Genomic DNA, 21,142 nt, shown 5'->3' on the forward strand with positions numbered 1-21,142 from the left:
GTTGTTAACAATGCCCTATCACGGAATCCCAGGCTGCTTAACTGAAAGCAGCCTTTTGCTATTCCTATAGATTTGTTTTCCATTCCTAAATAGACGTCCTTATAAATAAAATATAAAATAATAGTATCTCAATTTTAAACTATTCGTTTCCTAATATAGACAAGGGGTTATTCAATGAAAATAATAGATAAAGTTTCACAGCTTAAAGTGGAAATTGGCAAGGTTATTATCGGAAAAGAAGATACCGTGGAACTGCTGGTTATTGCTCTGCTGAACGATGGGCATGTGCTGCTCGAAAGTGTTCCGGGAACAGGAAAAACACAATTAGCAAAAAGCTTTGCTAAAACAATTACAGGTTCATTCAAACGAATACAATTCACACCCGATTTATTGCCGAGCGATGTAACAGGAATTCAATTTTTTCATCCTAAAGAGCAGGATTTTCAGCTTAGAATTGGACCCGTAATGACCAATATACTCCTCGCCGATGAAATTAACCGGGCCACACCAAGGACTCAGGCCAGCCTTCTCGAGGTTATGGAGGAGCGGCAGGTAACGATTGACGGGGAAACCATCTCCCTTCCTAATCCTTTTATGGTCATTGCGACACAGAATCCGGTTGAGTCACAGCAGGGAACCTTTGCTCTTCCGGAAGCACAGATGGATCGTTTTTTTATGCAAATTTCACTAAGCTACCCAACTATGGAAGAAGAAAAGCAGATTATGCGTGCTTATCGCAATGGCACTCCCTTCAGCAAACTGGAAGCAGTTCTTTCCCTTGAAGAAATCGCACTAATGAAACAAGAGGTCAAACAGGTTACACTCTCTGAAGATGTAGAGGACTATATTTTAAAAATTGCAGAACTGACTCGAAATCACGATGAAATTGAGATGGGAGTCAGCCCGCGTGGAACTCTGGCATTAATGAGAGGAGCTCAGGGAAAAGCGTATTTACAGGGCCGCAGCTTTGTCACTCCGAAGGATATCAAGGATGTTGCGGTATGCATGCTCGCCCACCGTCTTGTATTAACGCTTGATGCTTCCTTGAAAAAGACGAACAGCCAGGTAGTGGAATCGATTTTAACACAGGTGGAAGTTCCTGTAGAAACAGGCCGGGTCCGCAGATGATATGGAACAAGGAAATACAGGGAATCCAGGCACTTGAAGCTGTTACAGCCATTTCTGCTTTAATCCTGTTCTTCAGCCTTTATCAGCCCTCTTTCTGGTTCATCTTTCTTGGGGCTTTTTTGCTAATCCTCAGCAGAATGAGTATCTATTATCTTAAACATGTCTCTGACCAACTTGTATTCGATAATGAAAAGAAAACCCTCCGGATTTCCATAGGCGAAGAAACTCTTTTGGGACTGAAGATTTCCCAGAATAGCCGCCTTCCAGTCTTCCAGGCCTCCTTAAAAATAAAACTTCAGTCTATTGTTGAAGGAGCTGGTTTTCCTTCTAAAAATAATGGCGACGAGATGGAGTTCACATTACCGATTCATTTAAAGGGAAAGGAAGCTGTCCTTCTGTCTATACCAATTAAAGGAATAACTCGCGGGGCCACAAGAATAAACTCATTGGAATTAACAGTAGACAACTTTTTCGGTATTGGTTCAGTTGAGCTCAAGTACAAACCTTTTATCCAAAAGGAAGTTCTGGTTTATCCTACACCCTTTCCTGTCCCCATGGAGCGACTGACTTCCTTTAAATCAAATGGTGACTTTACCGTCAGGTCCAGCATTCATGAGGAAATCCTGTCTCCCGTTGCAACCAGGGATTATGTATATTCGGATTCATTCAAACAAATTCATTGGAAGGCCAGTGCAAAGGTTCAGTCTCTGCAAACAAAAGTGTTTGAACACAAAGCCGATTATTCCTGGACCTTTATCGTAAATCTAAGAGATCCGGACATCAGGCATGGACTGGGAATGATTAGGAATATTGAGTCAATCGCCGCAAATATTGCCTTTTTAGCCCAATATGCGGCAAAACATTCTATCCCATATGAATTGTTTTTGAACCTAATAGTTGCAAACCAGTCATCTGTGTATCATTTGCCAAAGGGGGAAGGACCGCGGCAGCTGGCAAAGGTGCTGGATCTTCTCGCCCGAATTGGACGTATTGGAATTACCCTGCCAGTAAGCAAATTTCTCCACAGCGTGGAAAAGCAGCAGCAAAATTCACCTGTAGTAATTATTTGCGGTTCCTTTGAAAATTTGAATCAGCCTTACTTTTTAAAAATGAAAAAAAATAATCAGCGCTTATTTCTGCTACAGGACGGATTCGAGGATGCTTCGATCGTTCCAATTGGGCGTACGTAACCGGCAGGAAGGTGATAAAAATGAAAAATTACGTTCTTCCCGCTTATTATCTATTTTTAGAAGGCTTATGCCTATATTTTCTATTGTTTCTTTTTTATATTGGGGAAAATAAAGTTCCCCCCGTAACTGCATTTATTGCGTTTATTGCTGCAGGGATTTTATGCTTAGCCGCCTCTCTTAAATTTAAACAGGCTGCCCCGGTGATTTCATTGGCTGGCGGCATCCTGGGCGGGGGTGCTGGTTTTCTTTTGGGATTTGGTTTTATGTCTGCTTTCGTTTGTACCATTTTTCTTATTATCCGGCTGGATGCTTTTTCAAAGGACCCAACATTATGGTCCTCGGAACGAACAAAACTGCCTTTAATTATGTATTGCAGCAGTATCCCTCTTTTTATGATGTGCTGGATGCTAAAATACCATTATATTAACTGGCTCTTTGCCATTATCATTCTATTTACAGCACTGTTTAGTGCAGGAAAGCTTATAAAGAGCACAGAAAAACGAAACGGAGTACATGATACGAAAAGCTTTGGTATATTTTTTGGACTTGCACTCCTGCTTGCTGCTGTCTTCGCCGGGATTTTTATGCCCGCCATTAAATGGCTTTTCTTCAAAACAGTCGGGGTACTTGTTCTTATAGCAGCCGTACTTGCTGCCCCTTTATTTAAGCTGGCAAAGATTATACAATCTCACTCGTCACAAAATGCGATTCCGGAAAGTGTTGTAGGAAAAAGCAATGCAGCCAAAAAGGAAATCGATACATTCTATCTTCATATTTCTCCTTGGGTCTGGGTTATAGTGGCAATCCTTACAATCCTTATTGTATGGCTGCTCGTTAAAAAATTCCGAACAGACAATATAGATACAGTCGAAACATCCGGAATTCTAAATGTGGAATTCCTTTCCCCTTCAGGGGGGACTAAGAGAAGCCGTCGTTTATTTGGAACCAGTTCTCCACAGGAATATCTAAGGAAGCTGGTTTATGACCTGCAAATCTTTGCCGACAAACACGGGAAAGGACGCAAGGAATATGAAACGCTTCGGGAATGGTTTGAGCGTACAGATTTCCCTTCTCAGGAGGACTTCTTTAACGCATATGACCATATTCGCTATGGAAAGGGCGTACTCTTAAAAAAAGACGCTAGGCATTTCGAGGAATTAGTTGAGAAGGTTAAAAAGGATATTAAAGAAAAAAAAGTCCTTTAGGCAGATGTCCTTGTTTGTCATATGCAATCTGATTTGCTTAAAATAAAGCCGTAAAATCGTTTAAAGATTTTACGGCTCTTTTTATGATTTTGAGTCTTCTTTTGTAAGGCCTAATTTTAAGACAAGCGGCTTTACTGTCAACCCTTGTACAATTAGAGAAAACACGACTATGCTAAAGGTTAAAATCAGAATGATATTTCTGCCTTCAAACGATGCAGGCAGGCTCAGAACCAAAGCAATAGAAAGGCTCCCTTTTAAACCGCCCCAGTTAAGGATCGCTTTCCAGCTGCCAGGAATTTTTTTGCTAAAGGCCGTGCTAACATAAACAGCAATAGTTCGGGCTATCAGGACAATAACAATTGCAACAGCAATAAAATACCATTGATGCGCAAATTCGATATTTTTAATTTCCAGACCGATCATTAAAAAAATCAAGCTATTGGCCAGCTCTGTGATGGTATCCATAAACGCATTAATATTTTGGCTGGTCGTCTGGCTCATGCCAATCCTTTTTCCATAGCTTCCATAGATAAGTCCAGCTACAACAACGGCAATAACGCCAGATACATGGAAGTGCTCCGAAATAAAGTAGCTGCCAAAAAACAGAAGCAGTGTAAAGGCAATCTCTAAGGGATAATCATCAAATAGCCTGATGATTTGTGAAAAAATATAACCCATTATCCCTCCTACAATTAACCCTCCAATAGAAAATTGAAGAAATAATAGGATTCCACTTCCAATTCCGGCTAATCCTGATTCAATATAAGTTAATAGGTAAACCGTTGATATTTTAAAAAGAACGACCGCCACACCGTCATTGAAAAGGGATTCTGTTTCCATTACGGTTAATAGCTTCTTCGAAACACCCATTGATTTAAAAATCGAAACGACGCTGATAGGGTCAGTGGCGCTCATAAGAGAAGCAAACGTAAATGCAGTAACCAGGGGCAGTTGAAGAAAATAATAACCTGCGAAGCCAATAATAAAAAACGTTAACAATGTTCCCAGGAATGCAAGAGACATGGAGGAACGGCGGTAATCAAAAAAGTGGTTAACATTCATCTTTAACGATGCATCACCAAGCAATATCGGTAAAAAAAGCGAAACGATAATGGCATGAAAAACCTCTGACTTTGTTATAAAATTCTCCGACGCTTCAAAAAAAGGAATATCCGTAAGTCCTAATACAAGCCCTACCACAACAAGTGCAATAGAATACTGCTGCTTTATTAATTTTGCTCCGGCAATAACGAAAATAGAAACTGCCAGCAAAATAAGAATTTCAATAAACACTCCCTGAAAATCCACAGGCTTCACCTCTAATCATCTCATATTAGTATCATATACCACCTACTTTTTTATTTACTCTTTAAAATGAAAATCTTGTTGTATTCATTTTATTGAGATAATGAAAATAGCTTAATCCTAAAATCCTTATGGATACATGTTCAATATCCTAAAGCTTGAGGTCATTTTTAATCAAACGTTTGATTAATAATATTACTTTTTTAAAAACACTTTGACATAAAAAAAACGGCAGATTCATCACTGCCGTTTTACAATATGGTATTGAAAAACACGTCTGCCGGTAATATCTTAAGCAATTCTAATTCCTGTTCCTCTATTATTCCTTAACATATGGTATGGTGAGTGGGCCAAGCGGCAGGACTGCAACTGTCATGTTTTCACCATAAACCTGTTTTAGTTCCTGAAGGGTTTGCTCAATATTATGAGTTGGCTTGAGCATTGCTCCTTTTACCTGATCATCGGAAAGCGTTGAATAAACGTAAACATCTGACCAGACCTGAATAACTGCCTGTTTTTGGACCTGCCATTGGTCAAACATTTTAAATTCAGGATTATTAATAAGATCCAGCAATCCTTGAGGGCTATCAGCTAGTTCGAAAATTTTAGAGTAATTACCATGGCTCGGCAATCCATCTGAACATTCGGATGCCATAATAATAGCTCCCCCTTTTTTGACAATCTTCTGTGCAGCACTCATTCCTTTTACTGCCTGGTAAAGATTCTGGTCAAGAGGATAACCAGAATTTGAAGTGATTACCACATCAAACCGGTCTTCACAGCGAATCATGGCATGTTCTTTAACAAATTCGCATCCTCTATCATGGGCTTCATAGAGCTCTCCAGCAAATACAGATGTTATTCCTTTCTCTTTGTTAAGAGTAACATTCAGCATAAACTGTGGTTTGCAGAGTCCGTTTATTTCCCTTGTCATATCCTGAACAGGGTTATTAACCATATTTCCCCATGTGGAAAGTGGATCTCCGATCATTCTGGCATTATGGAAGGTCATGATTGTTTCGAGCCCTGCGATTCCCGGCATAATCCCTTTAGGTCCCCCAGAGAATCCAGCAAAAAAGTGCGGTTCAATGAATCCTGTTACAATTCGGAAATCCGCTTCAACATATTCCTTATTTAAGTAAACATCACATCCGAATTTGCTATGTCCGACATTTGATAATGTATCCTTATCATGGCAGTTATTATTAATAATTCGGATATTATTAACTACCCACTCGCCCAGCATTTGCACGAACTCTTCCCTAGTCTGGTCACGGTGAGTGCCTGTACCATTTATTACAACGAAATTCTCGAGTGGCACATGATTAAGCTCTTCAATTAACAAAGGAACAAGTATATGATTCGGGGTTGGCCTTGTAATATCGCTAATGACAATGGCTACAGTATCTGTTGATTTAACCATTTCTTTAAGTGGGGATGAGCCAATCGGATTTCTTAATGCCTGTTTTATAGCTTCACGGTCATTCTCTAAGCCCGGCAGGTTTTTAGGCTCAACAATAAATGCCTGATCTGGTATCTCAACCTCAAGTCCGTTTTGGCCATACAGCAGATTTGTTTTCATATCAATCACTCTCTTTCTATTTTTTCAGAAATGTAAGGCTAACTCTAAAAAACAACCAATTTATTATTCCCGTAAATACTTTAAATTAAAAATGAAAAGATAAACCCCTGAGATTGCTCTCAGGGGCAGATTTCTTTTTACCGATGGGGCAATAACTCTGTTTTTTTGTAATATCAAAAGCATACCACTTTGCCAGACTTTTATGAATTATCAAGCACTGACTTTTTGGGTTTCCAGCTTATATGCCTCTTTTTTCTTGAGCCTATTTGCATACCAAGCAACTACAATCGGACATAGAATGGCACTTATGATAACACTGGCTGCAACCATTATTGTTGCAGAACCAGCTACAGAAGCATACGCAGGGTTTGCAGCAGCTACTGCAGCAGGAACACCAGCTGCATTACCAGCAGTAGTAGCGGCAGCTAATCCAGCGATTCCATTTCCGCCTGTTAAACGATCTACAAGGAATAAAACAGTACCTGTGATAACGACAACCCCAACTCCTAACAGGATCCCTGTTAAACCAGCAGTTGCTACTTTTTTGAAATCGAGTCCTGCACCAAGTCCAAAAGCAAAGAATGGAATTAGAACAGGAGCTGCTTTACCAAAGAATTCTTTGAAATCTTTGTCCAAGTTACCGATAACCATACCTAATACTAATGGAAGAATAGCACCAACCATTGTTTGCCAAGGGAAACCAGCAAGTCCTGCTGCTCCTAATGTAACCATTGTAAGGAACGGACCAGATTCAAGAGACATAATAGAGTATGCGCCTGCATCTTCAGCTTTTCCAAACTGGCCCATTAAAGCCATGTACATACCGCCGTTTGTATCATTCATAGCAGCAACAATTGCCAATACTGACAATCCGCCAAGAACGGTTCCATTACCAATAAAATGAGCAGTAATAATACCGACAATAGCTGCAACACCAATCTTACTGAATAATAAGGCGCCGCCTTTTTTCAAAATATAAGGTGTAGCTTTAAAACTTAAAGTAGTACCCATGCAGAAAAAGAATACCGCCAAAATTGGGAGCGCGCCTGTCCAAAGTGCTCCAGTAAAGGAACCGAAAAATGTAGGTGTGCTTGGAAATAAAGTGTTTAACGCTGCACCAAGAAGTAGCGGGAAAAGCATCATCGAGCCTGGGATCTTATCAAGGGTTGCTTTGATTTTCATAATGTGTAGCTCCTCTCTAGTATTATCAATTTTTTAAATCAAATTAATTACCTAAAACGCCTGTCGGATCTGTAAGGCCGTTTCAAATGCCCAGCGATCAGAAAGTATTTAGTTACTTCCAACTTTGCTTACTATTAACTCTTTTTGATAAAAAAACGAACGTACCACTTGTTCGGCAGTTGATTCTGCTAATTCGCAAGCCTTTTCCATGGCTTCTGCCAACTCCATAGGCCTGTTAATAATACTGTGAACGCTTACAACTCCGTGCTGATAAAGCGATTCAATACCCTTTCCTACAGAGCCTGCAATAATGACAGTAGGAATATTTTTGAATTGCGCTGCCTGGGCAACCCCCATTGGTGTTTTCCCTGAAGCAGTTTGGAAGTCTACCTTTCCTTCCCCTGTAATGACAAGGTCTGCTCCTTCAACCAACTGGTTCAGCTTGGTATATTCAATTACCACATCAATGCCGCGCCGCATTTCAGAAGGGAAAAAGGCTTGAAAAGCACCACCAATTCCGCCTGCTGCCCCGGCACCTGGCAGGTCATGTAAATGAACTCCCGTAGCCCTTTCTATTACAACCGCAAAGTTACTTAAACATTTATCCAGGAATTCTACATCCTTAGGCGAAGCACCCTTTTGAGGGCCAAAAACGTGAGAGGCACCTTCTGGGCCAATGAAAGGATTTTGGACATCTGAAGCTATAAGAAACTTGCATTCTGAAATTCTAGCATCAAAAGTGGCAGTGTCTATAGAAGCCGCCTTTATTAACTCTGTCCCGCCAAAACCAATTTCCTCTCCATTTTCAGCCATAATCTTTAATCCAAGTGCCTGAAGCATTCCGGCACCGCCATCATTAGTAGCAGATCCGCCTAAAGCTAGAATGAAAGATTTGAAGCCATCACTCAGCGCTTTTTTAATTAATTCCCCAGTTCCAAATGTGGTCGCTTTTAAAGGATTCAACTGAGAATCTGGAACTAGTGCAAGTCCGGAGGCCTTAGCCATCTCGATTACACAGGTTTCTCCATCTCCAAGAATGCCGTATTCAGCCTTAACCATATCTCCAAGAGGACCTTTCACAAAAACTGGAACCGTATATCCTTTTGTAGCTGTTACAAGTGTATCTAACGTTCCTTCTCCGCCATCTCCAACCGGCAGCAGTATTGTCTCTGCTTCAGGAAAAGCCCGCAATATTCCTTTTTCTATTGAGTTAGCTGCCTCTACTGAACTCATGCTGCCTTTGAATGAGTCAGGGGCGATTACTATTTTCATGGCAACCTCCTAAGTAAACGCTTTCATATAACGTAATTTCATTATACTTTTTTTAATTACTCTTTACATCGTGTATAATAAACGAAAATAAATAAGAATTATTTCATTTTTTTGTATTCTATAACTAAATTGACGGAGGAAATATGCTAACGAAGGAAATCGCTTCCATTATAGTTAATGAGACCTCTCTTCGCCTAAATCGAAATATAAATATAATGAATGAAAAAGGTGTAATTATAGCTTCGGGTGATACCAAAAGAATAGGAGATATTCATGAGGGCGCATTAACTGTATTAAAAACTGGACAGACGCTGAGTATTTCCGCTGAGCAAGCTGATAAATTAAAAGGCTCACAGCCTGGGATCAATCTTCCAATTGTCTTTCAGGAGTCCATTGTAGGCGTAATCGGGATTACTGGACATCCTTCTGAAATTCAGATTTTAGGAGGATTAGTAAAAATGGCTACGGAACTGATGATCAATCAAAATTATCTATCAACACAAATGGAATGGCAGCAGAGAACAAAGGAACTAATAATTGAAGAACTGCTTAAGGCCACGCCTTCCTATGATCAAATTAAACGCAGGCTGGGGTTGTTAGAACAACGGCTTAATCCCCCTTTTATTTCTTGTGTAATGCAAATGAACGAACGAAAAATCTCCAACAATATTCTTATCAAAAACCTGGAATTAATCATGGGAGAACAACAGGGAATTATTAGTTTTATCAATATAAATAGAATTTTCATTGCCCTATCTGAATGCACTTTCCCTGGGACAGAAAAAGTTTTTGATAAGATGGCTGCCGAGTTAAAAAGGCATAAAATCAGCTTTCGTCTTTCCTTCAGCACTCCATTTAACAGCTTAGATAAGTTTTATCAATCTTATATAGACTGTGACCTTGCACTGGACATCACAGATAATACGATTGATATAGTTCCTTTCTCCAAAGTAGAATCCAAGGCCCTAATTTATAAAACCGACTTGGCTGAAGCAGCAAAATTTTCAAAACGTATCATGAATAAAACTTTGGAAAAATATTCAGATACACTGGGAGCCTTTTTTGAAAATAATTTAAACATCCAAAACACGGCTCAGGCTCTTTTCATTCACAGAAACACATTAATTTATAGATTGAACAAAATAGAAAAAGAAACAGGATATGACCCAAAAGTGTTTATGGACGCATTAACTCTTCAGCTCGCTATATGGGCAGCCAAAAAGGTTGAAAGAGGTTAGGTATTTATTTATAGAAAAGAATAGCCTGGATTAGAAATCCAGGCTTATTTAGTTACTTTATTTTAATTTTTGTCTGCCCTCTTATCCATGATGGATAATGGGAAATTTCTAATGATATATTATTTTTTTGCTCCTGCAGATTCGGAATACTCACTCCGGTTTCAGTGGTTTCACCGTAACTTTGCCAGTCAGGAGGATCGGTATTCAATTTACTTAAGGGCAAGCAGCTCAATATTATCCAAGTCTCTATCCCCCGAACCCCTATGTTTCTAATTATTAGACCGCAGCATAAGAATTTTCAGTCCCTCTCATTAGGGAGGGATTGTAATGAAGGTCTATGATTTTGAAAACATTTTATCAAACCTTTCCCTGATATCCTCGGCATGGACAATTAAGATAAGAACGACCAGGAGGGCAGTGATAAGAATAGGTATTGTTTTATATCCAAAAAACAAAAACGATATAGGAATCAAAATGAAAGAGAGGAGCCCGGCAATCGTAAAACTTTTAGTAAGCGGATAAAAAATAAGGAATCCTGAAACAATGACTAAAGCAGATAGCGGTTCGAATGTAGTCATTCCACCAATAAAAGCAGAGATCCCCATTCCTCCCCGGAACCTGAAGAAAATCGGCTTAATATGCCCGACAAGAGCAGCGCCAAGGCCAAGCAGGAGAATTCCCTGCCCAAAACCAGCATATCCTCCAGCTAAAACAACTAGGGCACCTTTTAATGCATCTCCTAGAAAAGTTAAAACAAAAGCTAGCTTTCCAAGAGTCCTCCCAGCATTCCGTGCTCCTGGATTCCAACTGCCCTCCTGGCGGATATCCTTTTTTCCCAAAAGTCTAACGATAAAGAAGGCGGTTAAAAAATTCCCTAAAAAGTAAGCCGCAAGTACGTATATATAAATTAACATTTTATTTTCCTCATTTTGTTGAATTTCTTCACTATGATTCTGCAAGCTTCACCGCTTTTCCTGCCATTTCAAGTTTAGATGTTTCTTAATAAGGAATTAGTAAAGTGTTGTGGATTATTTCATGATTGGAGGCATGGAAGATGTATTTAGACAGCTTTATTAATCAGAAAATCCAAATCAAACTGAAGAACTTCCCCGAGGGTTTGACTGGACAGATTACAGGGATATTCCAGTCGGAGGAATGGTATTTAGTCAAACTCATTAACACGGAGAGTATGGGGATTTGGGTAGAAAACCCGTGCTACAAAAGAACAAAGGTAGCAGAAGAAGATGGCACATCCATTCCAAGCGAAGATCAGATAGAGGAAACTTGCACAACTAATCTTTTACTTCGCTGGGAATATATCAGTTCCATTATTACCTTTCCTAATGAAACAACATTGGGAGTGGATAAAAAGGCTCAATTAATTGGTTTTCATCCAAATGAACTGTGAACTTTTCCGAGGCAGATTCTTTATGGATCTGCTTTTTTTATTGAGAGCCAAAAGAGTGTTTTCATGGTAATATGGTTAAAGGCTTCCATATTCCTTCGCATTTCGAAGGTTTTGGATAAGCATAACTAGAGAACTGAACAGGAGACAGCTATGCTAACAAACTGGAAACAAATTTTAGGTCTTGCTATCCCCTCAATTGCATCCTTTGCCTCTATGACGGTAACCGGAATGATTAATCTAATTATGATTGGAAAACTGGGTGCTCTTTCAATCGCCATTGTTGGGGTGTCCAACATTATTATGTACAATGCCTGGGCTGCCTTTTCCGGAATCGGAAATACAGTTAACTATCTTGTAGCTCAAAACTATGGCTCAAATGATATGAAAAAAGGAATGGAACGGACCTATATCAGTTTGATTTTAAGTGTTTTGGCAGGTATCGCCATATTGATTATCGGCCTTGTGGCTGCGGGAGGAATTTTGAATATTCTTGGAGGTTCTGAAAAAATAGCACATATCGGAACCGGCTATCTGCGAATCCGTTTTTTTGCCATGTTTTTCTCTATCCTTACTTTTACTCTCCATGGTTTCTTTAGAGGTGTTGGAAATACAAAAACACCAATGATTGCCTCTCTGGCTGGAAATGCTATTATGATTCTTTTTACATACTCCCTTACCTACGGACACCTAGGTTTTCCGCGAATGGGATTAATCGGTGCAGGCTGGGCAGTATTTCTTGGTGAAGTTACAGCAATGCTTATCAGTGCCTTTGCGTTTTTTGTGATTGTAAATAAAAAGTTCGGATTTTCCCCTATAAAGTCCATAAGCATGAACGAGTCAAAATTAATTTTTAAAGAAAGCCTTAAGCTGGGTACTCAAGAATTCTCAAAAAGTATGGCCATGTTTGTTTTCACCGCTTTTGTTGGCCGACTGGGTACGAACGCTCTTGCAGCAAATGAAATTGCTCTCAGCATTATGAGCTTCGGATTTATGCCCGCGGGAGCATTTGGTTCCACAGCCACAATTCTGGTAGGTCAGGAAATTGGCAGAAACAATCCTGATAAAGCAAGAAAAATGGGGACAGAAACGGCTATTATGGGTGGCCTTTTCCTATTCGTTCTGGGAAGCTTTGAATTCTTTTTTTCTGAATCAGTCGCAAGAATCTATACCGATGACCCTCATGTTTATTTGCTGACAGCAAAGCTCATTATGGTCTCTGCTTTTTTACAGATTTTTGATGGCTTCTTCAATTTCTATGGCGGCGGCCTAAGGGGTATAGGAGATACAACCTTTTTACTCCGATCCTCCCTCATTCTTGCCTGGGGATTCTTTGTGCCTTTAACGTATCTAATGGTATTTGTTCTAAATCTATCAAGCTATGGCGCCTGGACTGCTTTATATACTTATCTATCCATCTTCGGCCTCGTTCTGCTGATGAGATTCTACCGCAGAGACTGGAACCAAATTAAACTAACAGTTGCCGAGTAAAAAAAGCGCCTGAGGGCGCTTTTTTCTATCTCTCTTTAAGGGATAAAACTGTCAATATGATTGATTAATAGTCCAATTTAATCGATTAATCCTTGAAATTGATTGATAAAACCCTAAATATGATTGATTACATCTAAGATTTGATTATCCTTGGGATTTATTTTAGACCCAACTAACAGAGCCAGGCCTTCGCCTGGCTTTTAAACTTAACAAGTTATCGGATTTAAAGGGCGAATCCCTTAAATGATTGATAAAATCCTCAACTTAATCGATAAGTCCCTGAAGTTGATTGATTAATAGTCCATTTTAATCGATAAATCTTGGAAATTGATTGATTTAATCCTAGACATGATTGATTACACCTAAGATTGATTATCCTTGTACCAGTTTGATTTATTTTAGACCCAATAACAGAGCCAGGCATTCGCCTGGCTTTTAAACTTAAAAAGTTATAGTTAAAGGGCCAATCCCTTAAATGATCGATAAAATCCTCAACTTAATTGATAAGTCTCTGAAGTTGATTGATTAATAGTCCATTTTAATCGATTAATCTTTGAACTTGATTGATAAAATCCTAGACATGATTGATTACACCTAAGATTGATTAACCTTGTACCAGTTTGATTTATTTTTAATCCAATTAACAGAGCCAGGCCTTCGCCTGGCTTTTAAATTTTTAAAGGACCAATCCCTTAAATAATCGATAATATCCTCAACTTAATTGATAAGTCTCTGATGTTGATTGATTAATGGTCCATTTTAATCGATAAATCTTGGAAATTGATTGATTTAATTCTAGACATGATTGGTTACACACATAAGATTGATTATCCTTAGATTAGTTTGATTTATTTTTAATCCAATTAACAGAGCCAGGCATTCGCCTGGCTTTTAAACCTACCAAGGGTGAATCCCATAATGATTGATAAAACCCTCAACTTAATTGATAAGTCTCTGAAGTTGATTGATTAATGGTCCATTTTAATCGATTAATCTTTGAAACTGATTGATAAAGTCCTAGATATCTAAAAACTAGTTGATTTATTGCGGCAGTTCTTTCTTTTCCTTCGATAAAAACCACCCGCCCATGGCAACTAAAACAAGGACGGCATAAAAGGAAATTTTCCATGCTGGAGATTCGGCAAATTCTTCCGGCATAATCGCCAGTGCAGGATGAGATAGCGAGTAAACAGAAAGCTTCACTCCAACCCAGCCTACAATCATAAATGCAGCAATTTCTAGGCCAGGCCTTGAATTTAAGAGCTTTACAAAGACATTCGCAGCAAAGCGCATGATAATGACTCCAATCAGCCCTCCTGCAAAGATAACCAGAAATTTCCCGCCATCAAGTCCGCCGATTTGCGGTAAGCCCGAATCTGGAAGAGCCACTGCTAATGCGACTCCGGCTAGTATAGAATCGATCGCGAAGGCGAGGTCCGCCAGTTCTACCTTAAGTACTGTTAACCAAAAGCCTGACTTTTTCTTTTGGCTATCTTCGTTTTCCACATGATTATTTTTATGAACCAGAAGCTTTCTGATAATATGATTCAGTGCAATGAACAATAAGTATGCTGCACCCACGGCCTGCACTTGCCATACATCAGCAAGATAGGAAATGGCAAACAGTGATCCAAAACGAAGAACAAAGGCACCTGCAAGTCCGTAGAACAAGGCCCTCTTTCTTTCCTCCTCTGGCAGATGTTTAACCATTATTGCCAAAACAACTGCATTATCTGCTGCCAGGAGTCCCTCCAGAAGAATTAAAATAAGTAATACCCATCCGTATTCAAGCAATAATGAAAGATCCATTTGTCATATCCTCCTTTTAAGATTGATCTCTTTTTGAAATGATTTTTATATGATCAGAATCCTGGCTTTCAAGGCCTTCTGTAAATGTAAGTAAGGTTTTAAACTTATAGGTTATCTGCTCTGTTGAAGCTGACAGGGATTCCGGAAGCTGAAAAGAAAATGGAAACTGGACTGTTTTCTCTGATTCAATTTGCGAAGAAGACAATATGGATATTGAATCAACAGTCTCCTCCTTTTGAATGGAACTGTCCTCCATCACCAAGTCGCAATCAATCCGTTTAATTTGCTGTTCAATCGTGCCGCCTTTAATATAGAAACAGCCATGAACAGCTTCCCCCGGCCTATAAACATCTTTATCAAGGACCAGGTCGACTTCTGCAGATCCAATACCAATAAGAGACATGTATTTTCTTAAAATCATTGGCTTCTCACCTCCCGTTTGACTTTGGCTTTTCTTTTGAACATTTTCAATCTCCATCTCTCCTTTTATCTTTTTCATCTCACACCATGGATAAAAGGACATAGAAAAAGCCTTTACCATCGTTCGGTAAAGGCTTAAAAATAAATAAAGACCTTTACCCATGGGTAAAGGTCTTGCTAACAACGTTATGTTGCCAACAAAGCCGGGAGGTCTACTCCGTAATGACGACTTTGTTGTAAAAGCTACTCCCCTTTAGGAGATTACTATTCAACTAATTACTATTAATATACCAAATTAATGGAAGTGTGTCAATACAAGTCTGTCCCCAATTAAAATTGTGCTCTTCCCCCGCGCTGCCGGAGATCTTCAATCAACTCTGCTTCTGTTAAAAAAGTGCCGGCAAGTCCTAGTTCCTCAGCAAGCCTTGCAGCAGCAGGAGCTTCGACTCTCGCCTGATGCAGAACGTCCTTTTGGCTAAAAACAAAACGAGCATCTCCATCTAGAATTGCCTTGCCACCATTAAAAATAACGATTCTTTCAAAGTTTTCAGCAGCAAAGTCCATATCATGGATGATGGTCATAACAAGCTTGTTTCTTTCCTTTAAGCTTTGGATTATTTTTCGGATGGTTTCCTTTCCAGTATGATCCTGGGCAATGGTTGGCTCATCAAGGATAACAATATCTGTATCCATAGCTAAAACGGAAGCAATGCAAAGCAGCTTCTTTTCCGAAAGGCTTAAATCATGAGGATTAACTTCCAATTTATCAGCAAGACCTGTTATTTCTAACGCTTCAATGGCTTTTTCCCTTGCAGTTTGTTTATCCAATTTTATATTAAGCGGACCGAACATTACTTCGTCCAAGACTCTGCTTTTAAAAATCTGGTCATTTGGATTTTGAAAGACAAGACCAATTTTACCAGCGAGCATAGCCGCTGATGTTTCTTTAATGTTTTGATTTCCTATAAAAATCTCACCATTAAAGGGTCTTAAAAGGCCCTTAAGCAATTTGGCAAAGGTTGTTTTACCAGCCCCATTCTGGCCAATAATGGCAGTGAATCTTCCATCGAAAACCAGGTTAATATCCGATAAAACCTCTGGTCCATTTGGATAGGAGAATGTTAAATTTTCAACTCTTATCATTTAACATTCCTCCCCAATGCTGCTCTTGCTTCCTCAAGGGTCACTGGATATTCGTCCGTCCCCTGCTTTTTCACTCCAAGTTCTCTGCATACCGATGTAAAGATAGGCGGAACAAGGCCATACTGTATTAGATCATTTCTGGAAAAGATTTTTCCAGGTGTATCAAAATCAATTACTTTCCCATTATGAAGGAGCAAAACTCTGTCACAATACTTGGCAACCTTCTCCATTTTGTGTTCTGCCATAATGACAGTTACTCCCTGCCTGGACAACAACTGAACGGCCAGAAATACCTCTTCCGATCCTTCAGGGTCAAGCTGCGAGGTTGGTTCATCCAGGACAATAATCTCCGGATTCATGGCGATAATACTGGCAATAGCCAGCCTTTGCATTTGCCCCCCTGATAAATCAAATGGATTTCTCTCCTTTAAAGAAGCAATATCCATTAAGTCCACGGCATGGTCAATCCGCTTCTGCATTTCTTCGCGAGCTATACCGAGGTTCTCAAGCCCAAAGGCAATTTCCTCATAAACTGTCATCTTTGAGCCAGTCATTTGAGTAAAAGGATTTTGAAAAACAATACCAGCCTTCAAAGATATTTCCGCTATGGAATGCTCCTTCACTTCCAATCCGTCCACAAAAACCTTACCGCCATAAGCCCCTTTGTAAAAATGAGGTACAAGTCCTGTAAGTGCCAGGCACAGTGTGGACTTCCCCGCCTTATTTGCACCGATAATTCCAATAAACTCTCCTTTTTTTACCTCAAAGGAAATATTATCAAGGTCCATTTTATCGGATAAAGGATACTTATATTTTAGGTTTTCAGCTATGATTTTGGTCATGCCAGCAGCCTCCAAACGATTGCCACCACTACAATAAGCAGAAGCCCCCATTGAATAGGTTTGCTTAAAACGGAGGTTTTTTCCTCATTTAAAAATGTCTTCTTACCCTGAGCATTAAAACCCCTTACCTCCAAGGCCATTGCCCTTTCCTTTGTATTAACAAGAGATCCAAGGACTACCGGTCCGAGCAGCGGTATAAATGCTTTTATTCTGGTAATTATATTTCCCTCAGTTTCGAGCCCTCTAGCCCTCTGGGCATCCATAATGGTGCTCATTGTTGATATCATCTCAGGGATAATTTGAAAAACAGAAATAACCACGTAGCCGATTTTTGGTGATAATCCCTTCCTCACAAGCGACTCAACTAAATCTGAAGGTTTTGTTGTCAGTACGAGAATCAGAAAGGCCCCAACAATATCAGTAACCCGTAAAGTTACTTTAAGTGCATACAGGAGACCTTCCTTATAAAATACAGCAGGTCCAATTTTTAAAAAAACTGTTTCATTCCCCGGACGGAACAGGCCCTGAATGATCACAACCGTAATAAGGACAATGAAAACCAATAAAAAAACAGGCAGTGCCTTTTTGAAAACCTTTGCCAAAAGAAGTAGCAAAACACTAAGAATGGCGCATATCACAGAAACGGTGATGGATGGGTGAACGACCGGAATCAAAATTGAAAAAAGAATATAGTAAAGCTTGCTGATAGGATCGAGATCATGTACAAAGGAATTTCTATCTGCGTATAAACTGATCTGCTTCAATCTAAATCACCCTCTAAAAATATAGCGGAAGCACCCATTTTCCGATGCTCCCGCTTGTATTATTTCAGTACTGTCTTAATCCAAGCTCTCAAATTTATTGCTGTTATTGTACATTTGAGACACGCTGCCTGGAAGTCCTCTATATATTGCAAAGCTTATTAACACAACAAGCAGTTTATCAGGCACATCAACCACGATTTCATCAAGGAATGATGCTAGCCAAACAGAGTCTGTCTTGGCTAAGACAATCGCATATAAAGCATCTCCCCAAACATTACCTGTCTGTCCTCCCCAGAATCCGATATTGATTGGTGTCGAAACGATCGTTGCTACAAGTCCTACTATTAGTCCTGCTAGGGCTGCCTTCGACCAGCTGGTCAGCCAGCCTTTATAAAATAAAATTCCAACTGCAAGGCCAATGGCAACACTTGTTATTCCATAAACAAACGAAATTGGATCGACTGTAAGTCCATAAATAACGTTGTTTACTGCACCCGCCAGAGCACCAATGATGGGACCTGCCAGAATACTTGCCAAAACAGTGCCAATTGAATCCAGCCATAGCGGCAATTTCAAAAGCCCTGCAAAAAGCTTTCCGATATAATTTATTCCTACTGCAGTTGGTATTAATACAAGAGCTGCTGTTGAAAATTTCAAAGACCACATGCTTTGTTTTTGCATGAGTGAACCCTCCCATTTGTTTTCTTAATAAATATCAAGCTATTAAATGAACGAGCTGGATTCATGCTGTATGCTGCTGGTCAGGAATGGAATGAAGTGTGAAATGATACAATAGCTTCCAATGCAGTCCGGATTTCTCTCTCTTCTCCGAGCTTTGCGGCATTGTCACCATCAATGTAGTTATTGATTCCCCCTTCAAGATTCTCCTCTTTTTCTACTACTACATTTAATATGGATGCGGTCTTTACACCCCGCAAGCCGCCAATTACAAATAAAGCTGCCGTTTCCATATCAGAAGCAAGTATTCCTTTTCCCGCCCAATATTCGTCAATCAACTGTTCTTCATCCGTATAAAATCTGTCATGACTCCTGACAAGACCTTTAAAGTGTGAGTAAGATAATCTTTTCGCAGCACCTGCTATATGAAACAGTAAATCTGTATCAGGAACAGCTGGATATGATTGATCGATATAGGCCGCTGATGCTCCGTCATTCCTTACAGCACCTGAAGCTATAATCAAGTCTCCCACCCTAATTCCAGGCTGATTGGCTCCGCAGCTTCCTATTCGAATCATCGCTTTCACACCAATATTTTTTAATTCTTCAACTGCGATTCCTGTGGAGGCCCCACCGATTCCTGTTGATGTTATTAAAATAGGAATCCCTCTATATGAACCTGAAATACTTCGATACTCACGGTTATACGCAATCTCTTTGGGATCATCTAAGAACTCTGCGACGGTTTTAACCCTTCCAGGATCACCCGGCAGCAAGGCATATTGGATCCCAATATCTTTTCCTACTCTTATATGTGGCTGAAGACTTTTATCCATTGCTGTCTCCTTTTTACTTGGTAATATTAACTATATTTTACATTATCAAGACAATCAAAAATAGAGGTTTCCCGTGTGGGACGGCCTCTATTTTATTTTGGAACTTTTTTTATTGAGAAGGTTCATTTTCTATTAAAATAATCATACTTTTCATCTCATTTGGAGCTGGAAGACCATTTTTTTATAAAAATATGAGCTTTTAGATAAGGAATGCTAGAGCTGGCCTTTGAAATAGATGGTTTTCGCGTCAAAATGCACGATTTTCGCTTTAGAATGCACGATTTTGACTCCGGAATGCACGATTTCGGGTTCGGAATGCACGATTTCGGCTTCGGAATGCACGATTTCGACTCCGGAATGCACGATTTTGACTTCAAAATGCACGATTTCGGCTCCAGAATGCACGACTTCCCCCTGGAATGCACGAATACTTCAGCTTCAAAATTCACTACTCCAGTTTTAGAATGCATGGCCACGGCTTCAGGTTGCCCCTATCCGCGGAATAATCCCCGTGCCAATGACTCTCTTAAACTTTCCTTTCCCAAATTGGAAAAGGATGGTCCGGGCAATTAAGAATTTACATGTCCAGTCTTTAAAGCTGTTTGATAGTTTTTAGAAGTCCGAACTTCGATGGTCAGCGCACCACTTTTTATATAAGCCTTTAAAAGAAGAGGAACGCCTGTTGTATTTTGGAATCGGAAATCCAAACCGCCGTAAGATACAGTTGCATCTCTTCCCGTTGGAACATATCCGACATGCAAGGAATGGTGGTGCTTTTCAACATACGCTACACCCAGTTTATCTATTGCATTGTAGAGAGTGGATGAGGTCTGGCAGATTCCTCCGCCTACACCGTCTACCAACTTTCCGTCCACTGCTTCAGGTGCATGCTGATATCCATGTGCCAGATCACTCGGACCTACGGTAGAATTAAATGAAAAGGTATCCTTAACACCAAGAATTACATTATTAATGGCCTGAGCAGACAGTTCAATATTTTTAGATCTTCCCACTACTGAACTATTAAATCTAGTTGTATAGGAAGCTACGACTATTTCTCCTAAAGAAGGAACTTCTTCCGGCTTATAGCTGCTGTCCGTAACATACAATGGCAGTTCAACTGAACCTCCAGCTTGGGAGGCATTCATTATTTTATCAAGCAGTTCTTTTTCCTCTAAAATTACTTTTGGTTTCCCCTTAACAATGTTGCCTCCTGCATCAATATGGTCAGGTACCATACGCTGGTCGTATCCTGGTGTGGTTTGGGTTCCCCGGGCTAATTCCTTTGCCCATTTTTCCATTTCCGCCTTGTATTTTTCATTATCGGTTCCATATCCGAGATCTTTGGGTGTAAAAGTTTTAAGTTCCTTTTTGGTTATTGGATCGATAACTTGTATCACAACCGGCTTTTCCTCCTGTTTTGGTTCTTCTTGTTTAGGTGCTTTATTTTTCGGAGGTGAAACCTGCTTTTCGAGTTCAGCTACTTTCTTTTCCAGTGCGGCTTCCTTCGCCGTTTTACCGGCACAGCCAGCCAATCCCATTAAACATACCGCCAGAACGATTAAAAAAATGAATTTAACCTTTACCATATTTCCCCCAAATTTATCTTTTTTTATAGTATTCCCGTAAAACTAAATGGATTCCTCTCACAT

20 protein-coding genes are annotated in these 21,142 nt (G+C 39.8%); 6 read left to right on the forward strand and 14 right to left on the reverse strand.

Annotated elements, in window-relative coordinates:
• Positions 1-174 precede the first annotated feature (174 nt).
• Genes AC3WR0_RS09570 through AC3WR0_RS09580 form a run of 3 tightly spaced genes read left to right on the forward strand, consistent with a single transcriptional unit; the run spans position 175 to position 3,523 of the window.
• Positions 175-1,128 (forward strand): AAA family ATPase, encoded by a 954-nt coding sequence (locus AC3WR0_RS09570; RefSeq protein WP_492552099.1) that lies wholly within the window; start codon positions 175-177, stop codon positions 1,126-1,128.
• Positions 1,125-2,318 (forward strand): DUF58 domain-containing protein, encoded by a 1,194-nt coding sequence (locus AC3WR0_RS09575; RefSeq protein WP_492552100.1) that lies wholly within the window; start codon positions 1,125-1,127, stop codon positions 2,316-2,318. Before AC3WR0_RS09570 ends, AC3WR0_RS09575 begins: the two co-directional genes overlap by 4 nt.
• A gap of 20 nt (positions 2,319-2,338) precedes the next feature.
• On the forward strand, positions 2,339-3,523 hold the full coding sequence (locus AC3WR0_RS09580) for a hypothetical protein (protein ID WP_492552101.1): 1,185 nt from the start codon (positions 2,339-2,341) through the stop codon (positions 3,521-3,523).
• 81 nt (positions 3,524-3,604) lie between these two features.
• Here the strand turns inward: AC3WR0_RS09580 and AC3WR0_RS09585 are convergent, their stop codons facing one another.
• The 4 genes from AC3WR0_RS09585 to AC3WR0_RS09600 form a co-directional block, all read right to left on the reverse strand.
• A complete protein-coding gene (locus AC3WR0_RS09585; protein ID WP_492552102.1) occupies positions 3,605-4,831 on the reverse strand; it encodes a cation:proton antiporter in 1,227 nt (408 codons plus the stop codon).
• Positions 4,832-5,147: 316 nt separating this feature from the next.
• On the reverse strand, positions 5,148-6,410 hold the full coding sequence (gene larA, locus AC3WR0_RS09590; protein ID WP_492552103.1) for a nickel-dependent lactate racemase: 1,263 nt from the start codon (positions 6,408-6,410) through the stop codon (positions 5,148-5,150).
• A gap of 210 nt (positions 6,411-6,620) precedes the next feature.
• A complete protein-coding gene (locus AC3WR0_RS09595) occupies positions 6,621-7,592 on the reverse strand; it encodes a 2-keto-3-deoxygluconate permease (protein ID WP_027321884.1) in 972 nt (323 codons plus the stop codon).
• A gap of 108 nt (positions 7,593-7,700) precedes the next feature.
• Positions 7,701-8,864: a glycerate kinase gene (locus AC3WR0_RS09600; RefSeq protein ID WP_492552104.1), complete on the reverse strand. Its 1,164-nt coding sequence runs from the start codon at positions 8,862-8,864 to the stop codon at positions 7,701-7,703.
• 143 nt (positions 8,865-9,007) lie between these two features.
• Between AC3WR0_RS09600 and AC3WR0_RS09605 the strand changes: the two genes are divergently transcribed.
• Entirely contained in the window at positions 9,008-10,102 is a 1,095-nt protein-coding gene (locus AC3WR0_RS09605) for a CdaR family transcriptional regulator (RefSeq protein ID WP_492552105.1), read from the forward strand.
• A gap of 335 nt (positions 10,103-10,437) precedes the next feature.
• On the opposite strand, the gene AC3WR0_RS09610 is transcribed toward AC3WR0_RS09605, so the two are convergent.
• A complete protein-coding gene (locus AC3WR0_RS09610; protein ID WP_492552106.1) occupies positions 10,438-11,016 on the reverse strand; it encodes a glycerol-3-phosphate acyltransferase in 579 nt (192 codons plus the stop codon).
• Between the two features lie 140 nt (positions 11,017-11,156).
• Here AC3WR0_RS09610 and AC3WR0_RS09615 point away from each other — a divergent pair, with 140 nt between their 5' ends.
• Both AC3WR0_RS09615 and AC3WR0_RS09620 read left to right on the forward strand, forming a co-directional pair.
• Complete coding sequence (locus AC3WR0_RS09615; RefSeq protein WP_492552107.1) at positions 11,157-11,510, forward strand: hypothetical protein; 354 nt, start codon at positions 11,157-11,159, stop codon at positions 11,508-11,510.
• A 150-nt stretch (positions 11,511-11,660) separates the two neighbouring features.
• Entirely contained in the window at positions 11,661-12,998 is a 1,338-nt protein-coding gene (locus AC3WR0_RS09620; protein ID WP_492552108.1) for an MATE family efflux transporter, read from the forward strand.
• A 1,041-nt stretch (positions 12,999-14,039) separates the two neighbouring features.
• On the opposite strand, the gene AC3WR0_RS09625 is transcribed toward AC3WR0_RS09620, so the two are convergent.
• The 9 genes from AC3WR0_RS09625 to AC3WR0_RS09665 all read right to left on the reverse strand — a co-directional run bounded on the left by AC3WR0_RS09625 (position 14,040) and on the right by AC3WR0_RS09665 (position 21,079).
• Positions 14,040-14,807: a TerC family protein gene (locus AC3WR0_RS09625; RefSeq protein WP_027320548.1), complete on the reverse strand. Its 768-nt coding sequence runs from the start codon at positions 14,805-14,807 to the stop codon at positions 14,040-14,042.
• Positions 14,808-14,823: 16 nt separating this feature from the next.
• Positions 14,824-15,228, reverse strand: a complete 405-nt coding sequence (locus tag AC3WR0_RS09630) for a sporulation protein (RefSeq protein ID WP_492552109.1) — start codon at positions 15,226-15,228, stop codon at positions 14,824-14,826.
• A gap of 329 nt (positions 15,229-15,557) precedes the next feature.
• Positions 15,558-16,370 carry an energy-coupling factor ABC transporter ATP-binding protein gene (locus tag AC3WR0_RS09635; RefSeq protein WP_492552110.1) on the reverse strand — a complete coding sequence of 271 codons (813 nt, stop codon included), beginning with the start codon at positions 16,368-16,370 and terminating at the stop codon, positions 15,558-15,560.
• Positions 16,367-17,212, reverse strand: a complete 846-nt coding sequence (locus AC3WR0_RS09640; protein ID WP_492552111.1) for an energy-coupling factor ABC transporter ATP-binding protein — start codon at positions 17,210-17,212, stop codon at positions 16,367-16,369. The genes AC3WR0_RS09635 and AC3WR0_RS09640 overlap by 4 nt, the downstream gene beginning before the upstream one ends.
• Complete coding sequence (locus AC3WR0_RS09645) at positions 17,209-17,976, reverse strand: energy-coupling factor transporter transmembrane component T family protein (RefSeq protein ID WP_492552112.1); 768 nt, start codon at positions 17,974-17,976, stop codon at positions 17,209-17,211. Before AC3WR0_RS09645 ends, AC3WR0_RS09640 begins: the two co-directional genes overlap by 4 nt.
• A 75-nt stretch (positions 17,977-18,051) precedes the next feature.
• Positions 18,052-18,657, reverse strand: a complete 606-nt coding sequence (locus AC3WR0_RS09650) for an ECF transporter S component (RefSeq protein WP_492552113.1) — start codon at positions 18,655-18,657, stop codon at positions 18,052-18,054.
• Between the two features lie 80 nt (positions 18,658-18,737).
• Entirely contained in the window at positions 18,738-19,490 is a 753-nt protein-coding gene (locus AC3WR0_RS09655) for a nucleoside phosphorylase (protein ID WP_492552114.1), read from the reverse strand.
• 213 nt (positions 19,491-19,703) lie between these two features.
• Entirely contained in the window at positions 19,704-19,895 is a 192-nt protein-coding gene (locus AC3WR0_RS09660; RefSeq protein WP_492552115.1) for a hypothetical protein, read from the reverse strand.
• Between the two features lie 164 nt (positions 19,896-20,059).
• Positions 20,060-21,079 (reverse strand): VanW family protein, encoded by a 1,020-nt coding sequence (locus tag AC3WR0_RS09665; RefSeq protein ID WP_492552116.1) that lies wholly within the window; start codon positions 21,077-21,079, stop codon positions 20,060-20,062.
• Positions 21,080-21,142 lie beyond the last annotated feature (63 nt).

It is taken from the genome of Neobacillus sp. FW104-15D2 (genome assembly GCF_058790155.1).

Bases quoted from the DNA above. Each gene is read 5' to 3' on its own strand.
- AC3WR0_RS09595 (WP_027321884.1), bottom strand. From the start codon at position 7,592: ATGAAAATCAAAGCAACCCTTGATAAGATCCCAGGCTCGATGATGCTT.
- AC3WR0_RS09620 (WP_492552108.1), top strand. From the start codon at position 11,661: ATGCTAACAAACTGGAAACAAATTTTAGGTCTTGCTATCCCCTCAATT.
- AC3WR0_RS09605 (WP_492552105.1), top strand. From the start codon at position 9,008: ATGCTAACGAAGGAAATCGCTTCCATTATAGTTAATGAGACCTCTCTT.
- AC3WR0_RS09665 (WP_492552116.1), bottom strand. From the start codon at position 21,079: ATGGTAAAGGTTAAATTCATTTTTTTAATCGTTCTGGCGGTATGTTTA.
- AC3WR0_RS09610 (WP_492552106.1), bottom strand. From the start codon at position 11,016: ATGTTAATTTATATATACGTACTTGCGGCTTACTTTTTAGGGAATTTT.
- AC3WR0_RS09630 (WP_492552109.1), bottom strand. From the start codon at position 15,228: ATGATTTTAAGAAAATACATGTCTCTTATTGGTATTGGATCTGCAGAA.
- AC3WR0_RS09575 (WP_492552100.1), top strand. From the start codon at position 1,125: ATGATATGGAACAAGGAAATACAGGGAATCCAGGCACTTGAAGCTGTT.
- AC3WR0_RS09635 (WP_492552110.1), bottom strand. From the start codon at position 16,370: ATGATAAGAGTTGAAAATTTAACATTCTCCTATCCAAATGGACCAGAG.
- AC3WR0_RS09650 (WP_492552113.1), bottom strand. From the start codon at position 18,657: ATGCAAAAACAAAGCATGTGGTCTTTGAAATTTTCAACAGCAGCTCTT.
- AC3WR0_RS09655 (WP_492552114.1), bottom strand. From the start codon at position 19,490: ATGGATAAAAGTCTTCAGCCACATATAAGAGTAGGAAAAGATATTGGG.
- AC3WR0_RS09600 (WP_492552104.1), bottom strand. From the start codon at position 8,864: ATGAAAATAGTAATCGCCCCTGACTCATTCAAAGGCAGCATGAGTTCA.
- AC3WR0_RS09640 (WP_492552111.1), bottom strand. From the start codon at position 17,212: ATGACCAAAATCATAGCTGAAAACCTAAAATATAAGTATCCTTTATCC.
- AC3WR0_RS09615 (WP_492552107.1), top strand. From the start codon at position 11,157: ATGTATTTAGACAGCTTTATTAATCAGAAAATCCAAATCAAACTGAAG.
- AC3WR0_RS09625 (WP_027320548.1), bottom strand. From the start codon at position 14,807: ATGGATCTTTCATTATTGCTTGAATACGGATGGGTATTACTTATTTTA.
- AC3WR0_RS09570 (WP_492552099.1), top strand. From the start codon at position 175: ATGAAAATAATAGATAAAGTTTCACAGCTTAAAGTGGAAATTGGCAAG.
- AC3WR0_RS09580 (WP_492552101.1), top strand. From the start codon at position 2,339: ATGAAAAATTACGTTCTTCCCGCTTATTATCTATTTTTAGAAGGCTTA.
- larA (WP_492552103.1), bottom strand. From the start codon at position 6,410: ATGAAAACAAATCTGCTGTATGGCCAAAACGGACTTGAGGTTGAGATA.